Origin of the sequence: Halanaerobium polyolivorans, from assembly GCF_020711195.1 — a bacterium.
Classification (GTDB): Bacteria; Bacillota; Halanaerobiia; order Halanaerobiales; family Halanaerobiaceae; genus Halanaerobium; species Halanaerobium polyolivorans.
This window is the reverse complement of record NZ_JAJFAT010000001.1, coordinates 150,994-163,166: the sequence shown is the minus strand read 5'-3', so window position 1 is coordinate 163,166 and position 12,173 is coordinate 150,994. Positions and strand designations below refer to the sequence as shown.

General features: G+C 33.2%; 11 protein-coding genes. 1 reads left to right on the top strand and 10 read right to left on the bottom strand.

Features of this window, described 5'->3' with window-relative positions:
- Positions 1-65: 65 nt before the first annotated feature.
- From LJ207_RS00825 to LJ207_RS00780, 10 genes are all read right to left on the bottom strand, one after another.
- Positions 66-1,157, bottom strand: coding sequence for a BMP family lipoprotein (locus LJ207_RS00825; RefSeq protein WP_229343166.1), 1,092 nt, complete (start codon positions 1,155-1,157; stop codon positions 66-68).
- Positions 1,158-1,311: 154 nt separating this feature from the next.
- The gene (locus LJ207_RS00820) at positions 1,312-3,567 is read right to left on the bottom strand and encodes an FtsK/SpoIIIE family DNA translocase (protein WP_229343164.1); all 2,256 of its coding nucleotides are present in this window, start codon (positions 3,565-3,567) and stop codon (positions 1,312-1,314) included.
- Between the two features lie 58 nt (positions 3,568-3,625).
- Positions 3,626-4,402: an undecaprenyl-diphosphate phosphatase gene (locus tag LJ207_RS00815; RefSeq protein WP_229343161.1), complete on the bottom strand. Its 777-nt coding sequence runs from the start codon at positions 4,400-4,402 to the stop codon at positions 3,626-3,628.
- 123 nt (positions 4,403-4,525) lie between these two features.
- Entirely contained in the window at positions 4,526-6,202 is a 1,677-nt protein-coding gene (locus LJ207_RS00810; protein WP_229343159.1) for a ribonuclease J, read from the bottom strand.
- A 196-nt stretch (positions 6,203-6,398) separates the two neighbouring features.
- A complete protein-coding gene (locus tag LJ207_RS00805; protein WP_229343157.1) occupies positions 6,399-7,415 on the bottom strand; it encodes an aspartate-semialdehyde dehydrogenase in 1,017 nt (338 codons plus the stop codon).
- Positions 7,402-8,334, bottom strand: a complete 933-nt coding sequence (locus tag LJ207_RS00800) for a DMT family transporter (protein ID WP_229343155.1) — start codon at positions 8,332-8,334, stop codon at positions 7,402-7,404. Before LJ207_RS00800 ends, LJ207_RS00805 begins: the two co-directional genes overlap by 14 nt.
- Before the next feature lie 11 nt (positions 8,335-8,345).
- Entirely contained in the window at positions 8,346-9,485 is a 1,140-nt protein-coding gene (locus tag LJ207_RS00795) for a THUMP domain-containing class I SAM-dependent RNA methyltransferase (RefSeq protein ID WP_229343153.1), read from the bottom strand.
- 11 nt (positions 9,486-9,496) lie between these two features.
- A complete protein-coding gene (gene pncA, locus LJ207_RS00790; protein WP_229343151.1) occupies positions 9,497-10,093 on the bottom strand; it encodes a bifunctional nicotinamidase/pyrazinamidase in 597 nt (198 codons plus the stop codon).
- A gap of 19 nt (positions 10,094-10,112) precedes the next feature.
- Entirely contained in the window at positions 10,113-10,385 is a 273-nt protein-coding gene (locus LJ207_RS00785) for an acylphosphatase (protein ID WP_229343149.1), read from the bottom strand.
- Positions 10,386-10,466: 81 nt separating this feature from the next.
- On the bottom strand, positions 10,467-11,654 hold the full coding sequence (locus tag LJ207_RS00780; RefSeq protein WP_229343147.1) for an FAD-dependent oxidoreductase: 1,188 nt from the start codon (positions 11,652-11,654) through the stop codon (positions 10,467-10,469).
- 125 nt (positions 11,655-11,779) lie between these two features.
- Here LJ207_RS00780 and LJ207_RS00775 point away from each other — a divergent pair, with 125 nt between their 5' ends.
- Positions 11,780-12,130, top strand: a complete 351-nt coding sequence (locus LJ207_RS00775; protein WP_229343144.1) for a YlbF/YmcA family competence regulator — start codon at positions 11,780-11,782, stop codon at positions 12,128-12,130.
- Positions 12,131-12,173 lie beyond the last annotated feature (43 nt).

The window sequence follows — 12,173 nt, the reverse complement described above, 5'->3', positions numbered from 1 at the left end:
ATAAAAAATTTGGGCCCTGCATAACAGCAGAGCCCTTTAACTTTAATTATACTTTGAAGAGATTATTATAGTTCATCAGGTCTGCCAATTTCTCCCCAGTTTTCTACTTCAATCTCACCCTCAATGATCATTTCTTCAATTTCAGCAAGCTTTGCAGCATGAGGAGCAGTAAGCTCTTCTTTCATTTCTCTAATTTTTTCTAGTTCGTCTTCACTTATAATTCCATCTTCATAAGCTTGAATTTCTTCTACATCTAATTCTTCTAAATCAGTGATTCCAACTCCAGCATCTGCAAGAGTAAAATACAAGTTTTGTCCACCTTCATATGTTCCATCAACAACAGATTCTACTGTTTCATATACAGCATTATCTACTCTTTTTAACATACTTGCAATTACATGGCCTGGAGCTACATGGTTTTGGTTAGAGTCTACACCAATTGCATAAAGGTCTTCTTCTTCAGCAGCTTCAAAAACTCCTGTACCTGTTCCACCAGCAGCATGATAAATTACATCTGCTCCGTCATCATACATACCAAGTGCAATTTCACGTCCTCTAGCTGGGTCACCAAAGTCATCTGCATATCTGATTTGTACCTCAATATCTGGGTTTATATACTTAGCACCCTGATAAAAACCACCTTCAAAACGGTGAATTAAAGCAAAGTCAACTCCACCAACATAACCTACATTATTTGTTTCACTTACTAATGCTGCCAGAGCACCAGCTAAAAATGAACCTTCCCATTCAGCAAAGTTCAGACTGACAACATTATCTAAAATATCTGGGAATGCTTCATCTACATGGGCAAATTTAACATGTGGATAATCCATAGCAACTATTTCTAGACTATCTGACATCTGGAAACCAACCCCAATTACCAGATCATAGCCTCTCTCTGCAAAACGACGCAGAGCTGTTTCATCTTCTGCAGGGTCAGCAGGCTCAATATAATCGAAATGAATACCTAATTCACTTTCAGCCCTCTGTAGACCACGATAAGCAGCATCATTAAATGATAGGTCACCTAGGCCACCAGTTGAAAGAACAATTCCAACTCTAGTTTCCTGAGCAGAAGTCGCTTCTGGAGCTGCAGCAAAAACCACCATAAAAATAAAAGCAAAAACAACTGATAATGTTAAAACTTTTTTAAACAAATTTTTAACCCCCTTATATATTTTTTTAATCTTGCTAAAACTTTTTAAACACAATTATAATATAACATTTTTTACTTCTATTTGCAAGATAAATAGCTGGATTCAAATAGCATAAATCCTTGTTATATTAAGCTTTACTAACGGAGATAAATAATTATTGCAAATCTTCATCTTCAGCAATATCAAGCTCTAATATTTCTTCAAGATCTTCGGCTTCAACCAAAACTTCTCTTGCTTTGCTGCCAGCATATGGTCCTACTATCCCATCTTCTTCCATTTGATCAATCAATCTTGCTGCTCTAGAGTGTCCGATATGAAGTCTTCTCTGCAGCATTGAAATTGATGCTCGATATTTAACCACTAATTTTACAGCTTCTTCATATAACTCATCCTGTTCATCATCTAATGAAAGTTCTACTTCTTGAATATCATCTTTTTCTATTTCATAATCTGTTTTTGCCTGTGATTTGACAAAATCGGTAATTTTATTTAGTTCATGATCAGTTAAATATGCTCCCTGAATTCGCATCGGTTTTTGCATTCCTACTGGAGCAAATAACATATCACCATTACCTAAAAGTTTTTCTGCTCCTCCCATATCAAGGATAGTTCTTGAGTCAGTAGCAGATGAAACAGCAAAAGAGATTCTGCTGGGAATATTGGCTTTAATTAAGCCAGTTATTACATCAACAGATGGCCGCTGAGTTGCAATAATTAAATGAATTCCTGCCGCTCTTGACATTTGAGCTAAACGACAGATATTGTCTTCTACTTCATTAGCTGCAACCATCATTAAATCAGACAGTTCGTCAATAACAACAACTATATAGGGAAGCATATCTTCTTTTCTCTCACACTGCTCATTATATGATTGAATTCCACGACTTGAGGTTTTAGAAAAGAGATCATATCTATCTTCCATCTCTTCAACTAATAATTTTAACACATTAGCTGCTTTTTTAGGATCTGTTACAACAGGAGTAATTAAATGTGGCAGACCTTGATAAATATTCAATTCAACTTTTTTAGGATCAACTAAAAGCAGTTTTACTTCTTCCGGTGTAGCTCGATATAAGATGCTGCTGATCAAGGTATTTATACAAACACTTTTTCCCGAACCGGTCGCACCAGCAACCAATAAGTGAGGCATTTTATTTAGATCAAAGATAACAGTATCTCCATCAATTCCTTTACCTAAAGCAAGCTTTAATTTCCCTTTAGAATTTTGAAATTCTTCAGAAACAACAACATCTCTAAAAGACACTGTTATATCATTACCATGAGGAACCTCTATCCCTACAGCAGCTTTGCCCGGAATAGGTGCTTCAATCCTAACATCTCTGGCTGCTAAAGCCAGGGCAATATCATCAGATAAAGTAACTATTTTACTTACCTTAACCCCTGTAGCAGGCTGAATTTCATAACGGGTAATTGTAGGCCCGTGATTTACATTAATAACCTTTGCTTCTACTCCAAAACTGCTTAATGTTTCTTCTAGAAGCTGACTTTTATTTGCTAGCTGAGCTCTTTTTTTACCATTATCATTTAAAAGTGAAATCCCTGGTAATGTATAATCACCATGTTTTTCACCTTCATCTTTAATATTATCAGACTGATCTTTGCTAATATCAAAATTCTCAGTTATAGAGCTGCTCTTTTTATTTGAACTTTTAGCTTCACTTATATTTTTCCTTTTTTTAGCTCTATTTTCTTCAACTACAAAGCTATCTTCTCTATTCTTATGATTAATCTTATCGGAATTTTCACTAAAATCATTTTCATAATTCTGGCTTGTTTTTTTCTTTTGCTCTTTTTTAAAAAAAGAAAATATTTTAATTTTTTTTGCTGCAATATTGTCTTTTAAAAGCAGTATTTTTTTCTTTAATAACTGCAGCATTTTTTTGGGAAAAAGCAGAATTGATTTAATTTTCTTGAATATATTATGCAAAAACAAATCAAATAAAAGCATTAATCCAATTAACATCAACATCGAAAGAATAATATAAGCTCCATTATAGGCAAATAACTCAACTAAAGAATAGCTAATACTACGCCCAATTACTCCCCCTGCATAACCCTGTCTTAGGTCAATAATTTGTCTTTGATAATTATTTAAATCAATAATAGCTATCATAGTAATAAAGGTAATTATAAAGCCGAGCAGCCGGCTGGAAAATTTAATGTCTCTGCCGCTAATCAGCTTAATCCCCCAATAAATGAAGATAAGGGGCAAAATATAACTTCCACTACCAACTAGATAATAATAGGCAGCACTGATACTATCTCCAATTAAGCCTGCAGAACTGCTAAAAATAGCAAAATAACTGATGGCTGCAAAAGTGATTAAAAATAGCCCCAATAATTCATTTTTTCTTTTCTCAAGTTTTAAATCCTTTTTATTTTTAGCCACAACTGCACCCCCTTATACTTATCAAACTCTTAGCATTTAAATTATTATAAAAATCAAGTTAAAAAGTTTTAATTAAAATTACAATTAGTGCCATTATCCAGAGATAATAACTAAAATACTGCAGTTTTCTTTCTTTAAGCACTTTCAATAATATTTTGATGGCAAAATATCCAGATACAGCTGCGGTAATCAAACCGGTAAAAATTATCTTCACTTCTAAATTGCTTCCCCCAGCTTCCATTATATTTAAAAACTGAAGAAAACCTGCTCCCCCAATCACGGGAATTGACATCAAAAAGGAAAAACGAGCAGCTGCCTCTCTATCTAAACCCTGAAATATTGAAGCTGCTATTGTTGAACCAGATCTTGAAATGCCGGGAATTATTGCAAAGCTTTGAGCAAAACCAACTAGAATTGGCTGCCAGAACTTTAAATCTTCCACTTCTTTATTACCACCAGCAAAAACTTCTGTAAAATATAAAATAAAGCCTGTTACAATTAACATAAAAGCAGCTGCATAAGCATCTGCAAATAAGCTTTCAAAAAAATCTTCAAATAAAATACCTATAATACCGGTTGGTATGATGGCTAATAATATGTAAAAAATTTCTTTTCGTTTTTCTTTTTTCAATAAAATCATATCTTTAATATCCTGCCAAAAAATAATGAAAATAGGAATTAAAGTACCAATATGAACTATTACATTAAATAATAGTTGATCTTCTCTAATATCCATAAAAAACTGGGCAATTACAAGGTGACCAGAACTGCTGACAGGAATAAATTCTGTTAAACCCTGGATTATACCCAAAAAAGCAGCCTCAAAAATGCTCAAATTGATTCCTCCTAATTATATTAATTATAACATATCTAGAAACATATGTTCAAGAATTAGCCAAATTTAAAACCAGCTGGATTTGACTCACAGCTGGTTAATTTATAAATTTAACTTAAATTATTATACCTCCATTATAACAGGTAAAATCATCGGATTTCTTTTGATTTTTTGGTAGATATAATTATTAAGCGAATTTCTAATTGTATTCTTTAAAACTGACCATTCTGTGACATTATTCTCTTCACATTCTTTAAGCGCATCTTCAACTCTTTGTGTAGCAGCTTCAATTAATTCTTCGGATTCCCTGATATAAACAAAACCCCTTGTGATAATATCTGGACCAACCAGAATATTACCATTTTTATCAATTGTAACTACAACAATGATAATACCATCTTCAGAAAGCATTTTTCTATCTCTTAAAACAATATTGCCTACATCTCCAATTCCTAACCCATCAATTAATACATCACCTGATTTGACATTATCTAGTTTAGAAACTTTATCTTCGGCAAAGTTAATTGTATCTCCAACATCAGCAATATAGATATTATCTCTAGGAACTCCAACTTTTTCTGCTAAGTTGGCGTGTTTATAAAGATGTCTATATTCACCATGAACTGGAACAAAGTATTTTGGCTTAACTAGATTCAACATCAGTTTTAATTCTTCTTTACTAGCATGACCTGATACGTGAACTCCAGATACATCTTCATAAATTACATTAGCCCCTCTTCTAAAGAGCTTATTGATGGTCTCACCTACATATTTTTCATTGCCAGGTATCGCAGAGGCTGATATCATAACTGTATCTCCCTCTTTGATATTGATATGATAATGATCACCACGAGCCATTCTAGTCAGAGCTGCCATCGGTTCTCCCTGGCTACCAGTTGTCAGCAGGGTTACTTCATTGTCAGGTAGATTAGAACAATCTCTAATATCTACAATCATATCTTCTGGAACCTGAAGATAACCAAGTCGGCGGGCAATATCAACATTATTAAGCATACTACGACCTGTAAAAGCTACTTTTCGATTATATTTAAAAGCAGCATCTACTACCTGCTGAACCCGATGAATATTAGAGGCAAAAGTAGCAACAATTACTCTTTCTTTTGCAGCTCTAAAAATCTCGTCAACAGTTTCTCCTACAACTTTCTCAGATAATGTATAACCATCCCGTTCTACATTGGTACTATCTGAAAAAAGCGCTAAAACACCTTCTGGACTGTCACCCAGTTCAGCAAATTTATGAAAATCTGCCACTTCTCCATCGATAGGAGTTTGGTCAAATTTAAAGTCACTTGCATAAACTATTGGTCCCAGGGGAGTATGAATAGCTAAGGCACAGGTATCAGCAATACTGTGATTAACTTTAATAAATTCTACAGTAAAATTACCAACCTGAACTTCTGAACCAGCATGGACTATTTTTAATCTACAGTCATTTAAAAGGCGATGTTCTTTTAATTTACCTTCTAAAAGACCCAGAGTAAGTTTAGTCCCATAAATTGGTGCATTAATCTCTTTTAAAAGATAAGGTAAACCACCAATATGATCTTCGTGACCGTGGGTTAAAACAATTCCATTAATTCGATCCTTATTTTCGATAACATAATCAAAATCTGGAATTACTAAATCAATACCTAATAAATCATTTTCTGGAAATTTAACTCCCGAGTCAATTATTAACATCTCTTCACCAATTTCCAAAACCCACATATTTTTTCCGATTTCTCCCACTCCACCGAGTGTAGTCATAGTAACATTTTTTATTTTATTTTTATCATTCATTTAAAAAACAAAACACCTCCATATTATTTGAAAAACATAAAACAACTTTCTAATTAAACAAAAACATTTAACAATATTCATAAATAAGTCAATCTTAAAACTTAATGTAAATTAAAGAAAACTAAGCCCCGTCCAAAAGCGTTAATACTATTATACATATATCATTTATAAAAAACAAGCAGAAAATAAATTTAACTTAATTAATCAAATCATGCTCGGCTAAATATTCAGCAATCTGAACAGCATTTAAAGCAGCACCTTTTCTAAGGTTATTTGCTGTTAACCAAAGATTAATAGTATTTTCTTTTGAATTATCTCTTCTAATTCTACCAACTAATATATTATCATTATTTTCTGTATCAATCTGCAGGGGATATTTTTCCTGAGCTGGATCATCAATAACTTCTACATTTTTTGTATTAGCAAAAATATTTTTAATATCATTAATATTATAGGTAGAGTTCAATTCAATATTTAGTGATTCTCCATGACCGAAAATAACCGGTATTCGAACACAGGTTGCAGTAACTGCAAGTTCTTCATCAGCCAATATTTTTTTGCATTCATTTACCATTTTCATTTCTTCTTTAGTATAATCGTTATCTAAAAATACATCTATTTGTGGAATTGCATTAAAAGCAATCTGATGATTGAAATTTTCATTTTTTATTTCTTCTTTATTTAAATAGGCCTTAGTTTGCTCTATCAGCTCATCAACAGCTTTTTTCCCGGCTCCTGAAACAGCCTGATAAGTGTTAATAACGACTCTTTTCAGACCATAACTATTTGCTAAAGGTTTTAAAAGCATCACCATTTGAATAGTAGAGCAGTTTGGATTAGCAATGATCTGCTGATCTCCATTTAAATGCTCACCATTTACCTCAGGCACTATTAGAGGTACATCTTTATCCATTCTAAAAGCATTACTATTATCAATAACTATCCCACCAGCTTTTTTCACAAGTGGAGCTACTTCTTTAGAAATATCACTCCCAGCACTAAATAGAGCAATATCAATGCCCTCAAAACAGCCTTCTTTCACCACTTCTACGGTTAATTTTCTATCTTCAAACTCGATTATTTTGCCTTCAGAGCGACTGCTGGCAAAAAGCTTTAAATCAGCAATAGGAAATTCTCTTTCACTTAATATTTTTAACATTTCTCTACCTACTAAACCGGTTGCACCAACTACTGCTATATTATATTCTCTCATTATATGTCTCCTTCCTGATTATAGGTCGTCCAAAATAATTTGTTCCCCAAACTCCAATAATTATCAAAAATGCCCCTAATGCCTGCAGTTTATAAAAAGATTCCCCTCTTAAAAAGACTCCTGCTAATATAGAAACTACTGTGGTAAAATTGGCAAAAACTGCAGCCTGGGCAGCATTAATCTTAGAGAGAGTATAATTCATCATAAAAAAAGCAACAACCGATGAAAAAATACCCAAATATATAATCGCTATTAAAGCATCTCTTTCAGATATAATACTAAAATAATTTCCCAGACTAAAATCAAGCTGATAAATAGCTATGCTATTAAAGACAAAAGCTCCAAAACCCATCATTACATATGTAATTTCTATGGTTGAAAATTCAAGTGAAAGCTGTCTAGAAATTATATTATAAAAGGCTGCAGCAATCACAGCTATCCCCAATAATAAAAGCCCAAATAAATTACCTTCTATTCCACTACTACCTCTATTTAGAATAATTAAAACTGCTCCTAAAACTGATAATAGAACAAAAATACTCTGTTTAAAGGTCGTTTTTTCCTTGAGAATAAAGGCTGCTAAAATGGTTACAGCTATGGGAATTAATGCGATCATCATTCCTGCTTCAGAAGAAGTAGTATAAATCATACCGGCAGTTTCAAAGACAAAATAAATACCAGGTTGAAATAAGGCCAGCAAAAGCAGCATTTTAATATTTTTTGTTTTTAAATCGATATTAATTATACCAGTAATCCTTAAAATACTCAAGCTTAAAAAAGCTAGAGCAAAACGAAAACCAAGTAAGTGGAATGGAGCCATCAGCTCCAATCCCTCCTTGGTGAATAAAAAAGAAAAGCCAAATATTGAGCTAAATACCAAACCAGCTAAATAAGGAGCAAATCGCTTTAATTTATTCATTAACAAACCACTCAATTCTTTGGGGGCCAGGGACCATAGTACTGATAATAATGTGTCTCAACCCCACCACTGTATAGTTTTCTTCTCTTATCTGCTTCTTTACCAAAGATTTCTTCAAATTTAGGATGAGAGGTAATTATGTAATAAGACCAGGTATCTAAAGGAAGAAACTTTTCCCCCATTTTTTTATATAATGCTTCAACTTCTTCTTGATCAGACATCCTTTTTCCATAAGGGGGGTTTGTAATAATATATCCATATTTTCTATTAGTAGAAAAATCAGCGAATTTTTGTTCTTGAAAATGAATTAAATCTTCAACTCCAGCTTTTTTAGCATGGTAACGGGCAATACTAATTGCTTCAGGATCATGATCATATCCAATGATCAGTCTTGGTTCAAGATCAATTTTTTTTGCTTTTTTAGCCTCAACCCTTGTTTTAGCCCAAAGCATTTGATCAAAAATTGGCCATTTTTCAGAAATGAAATTTCTTTTTAAGCCAGGAGCCTGATTTTTGGCCATCATGGCTGCTTCAATTAAAATCGTTCCTGAACCACAAAAAGGGTCAATTAATATTCTATCTTTATCCCAGCGGCTTAAATATATCATTCCAGCAGCAATGGTTTCCTGAATGGGTGCAGTAACTGTTAAATCACGATAACCCCTTTTGTGTAGTCCTGTCCCAGAACTATCAATAGTTAATAAAGCCTGATCTTTATATAAGGCAATTTCTATTGGATAGAGTGGACCATCTTCAGAAAACCATTGATCACCATATTCTTCTTTCAGACTGTCGACTACAGCTTTTTTTACCACTGATTGACAGCTTGGAACACTGCTTAATTGTGAATCGATTGATTTCCCACTTACGGGAAATTCTGCATTTTCAGGCAGCCATTTAGGCCAGTCAAGAGCTTTGACACCTTCATATAATTGATCAAAATCAAGGGCTTCAAACTCTCCTATTTTTATCATGACCCTTTCAGCAGTTCTCAACCATAAATTAGCTTCAGCTACTGCTTTTAAATCACCTTCAAAAGTAATTCTGCCATTTTTTACTTCAGTTATTTTATAACCCAGTTTTTTTATTTCTTTTTTTACTAGGGCTTCCATTCCAAAAGTACTGCTTGCTATAATTGATAAATTCGTCAAAAAATTTCCTCCTAAATTAGATTAACTCCTGCTTTTTTTAGTTCTTGATTGCATTCTTCTATTTGATCTGGATTAACTGCCTTTGATCCTGCTTGAATAATATTTGTTTTAAAACCATTTTTAACACTATCAAGGGCGGTATATTTGACACAAACATCATAAGCTAAACCACAAATATCTACTTCTTCTACCGCAAAAGATTTAAGCAGTGCTGCTAGTCCTAAATCACTACCATCATTATCCTGGAAAGCAGAATAACTATCAACATCTACATCTGTTCCTTTGCGAAGTATATAATCAAATTTATGAGTCTTTATCTCATTGTTAAATTCTGCTCCCCTGCTTTGCTGTACACAGTGATCAGGCCAGAGAACTGGCCCTAAACCTTCTTCTTTATCATAAGCTGTAAATGCTTCTTCACCATGAGTAGAAGCAAAACTGCGGTGATTTTCTGGATGCCAATCTTGAGAAGCAACAATCAGCTCATACTCTTCTGATTCCAGTAATTCATTTACTTTTTGATTTATCTTAGATGCATCTGGAACTGCTAAAGCTCCATCTTCATAAAAATCATTTTGTAAATCAACAGCTAAAAGAGCTTTTTTCATAATTACCACCCCTATAATCTTATTCAAATGTACTAAAATCTTCACATTCTTCATTTTTGATTTCAATATCATCTACTTTGGCAAAAGATGGCCCTTCTTTAACATTTTCAACCATCTTTTCTACCTTAGCAGGAGGTCCTTGAATTACAAGTTCAACCCTACCATCTCTAAGGTTGCGAACCCAACCTTTGATTCCTAAAGTTCGGGCAGTGCTTCTACAAAAAGCTCTAAAGCCAACACCTTGAACTCTACCTGAAATATAGATGTGCTTTTGAATATCTTTATCAGCCATCATATCCACCTCCATCTGTTTACATTATACATTTTAATATAATATCTGGCAAATTTAAATAACTGAATTAAGATAATTCTCTTAAGCTAGGCTTTGATTTACTCGTAATGCTGCTTTGGCACCTTCTGCAGCAGAAATTATTATTTGTTTATCCATAATATTACTAACATCTCCAGCTGCCCAGATACCCTCTTCAGATGTTTCATTTTTTTCATTAATAATGATCTCATTTTGCTGATTTAGTTTCAGCATGTCACTCACAAAAACACTATTAGCTTTTAAACCAATTTCTATAAAAAGTGCATTTACATCAAGCTCTTTTTGACTTGAATCATTTAAATTTTCAACAACTATAGACTGTAGTTTATCCTCACCATTAATTTGACTAACCTTAGCTGAAGTATGAACATTGATCAATTCATTAGCATAAATTTTTTGCTGTAAATATTCATCCCCCATTAAAGAAGGCTCGATCTCGATTAAATCGACCTCACAACCTATTTTGGCTAGATCAAGAGCTCCTTCTAAACCTGAGTTTCCTCCCCCAACAACAGCAACAGGCTGTTCTGCATATAAAAAGCCATCACAATTAGTACAGTAATGGACTCCTTTTCCACCAAGTACATATTCTTTTTTCATACCTAATCTCCGCTTTTTGGCTCCGGTAGCAACTAATAATGTTTTAGTTATATATTCTTTATTATTATTAGTTTTAATTACTTTATGTTCAGCCTCAGAATTAACTGCAGTTGCTGATTCACCAATGACTGTCTTAATATCATATTTACTGATGTGAGACCAAAAATCATAAACTAGCTGAGCTCCAGTTGTTCCAGCTTTACCTAAATAATTATCTATTTCATCTGTATTAATTACTTGACCCCCGATATCTTTAGTTAAAAGCAGCACCTTTATCCCTTTTCTAGCTGCATAAAGTGAGGCATTTAAAGCTGCAGGACCAGCTCCAAGGATAATCAATTCCCATTCTTCTGCTGAATAATCAATATTTTCTCTACCAATTAACTGATCAAAGTCCCCCTTTTTTTCTAATTCAATAATATCATCATAACCACCTAAACTTTTGTCATTTATAATAATCTGAGGAACGGTTTTATTTGAGGTTCTTTTTTGCATGATCTCATAATTATCTGCTTCATTAATATCAATTTCTTCAAAATCTAAACCCTTGCTTTTTAAAAAAGCCTTAGCTTTTTTACAATATGGACACCAGTCTTTAGAATATACTTCAATTTTTAATTCTTTTGTCATTTTATATATAGCCTCCTTATATAAATCTCCCCTCAGCATTTGACATCCTAAGAGTAGAATGTTAACATTAATATGGTTAGTTCCAATGAAAAAAAGAAAATAAAACTCAAAATGAGGTGAATTTAATGGCAACAGTAATTAATTATGCAGAAGAACTTGCAGATGCAATTGTTGAATCCAGTGAATTTCAAGAGCTGAAAGAAAAAGAAGAAATAATGGTAGAAGATGATGAAGCTAAATCAATGCTTGATGACTTAAATGCGAAATATCAGCAGGTACAAATGATGCAGCAAAATGGTCAAGAGATTAGTGATGAGCAGAAACAAGAATTAAGTATGATGGAACAAAAAATGAAGCAAAATGAAAAAATTGCTGAATTTTATGAAGCTCAAAATCACTTTAACCAATTGATGAATTCTGTCAACCAGGTAATTACAGATAAACTGCAGAACTTTGATGAAGCAGAAGCAGAGTAATTATATTTTTGAACTAAAACCGCAGTTTTTTGCTGCGGTTTTT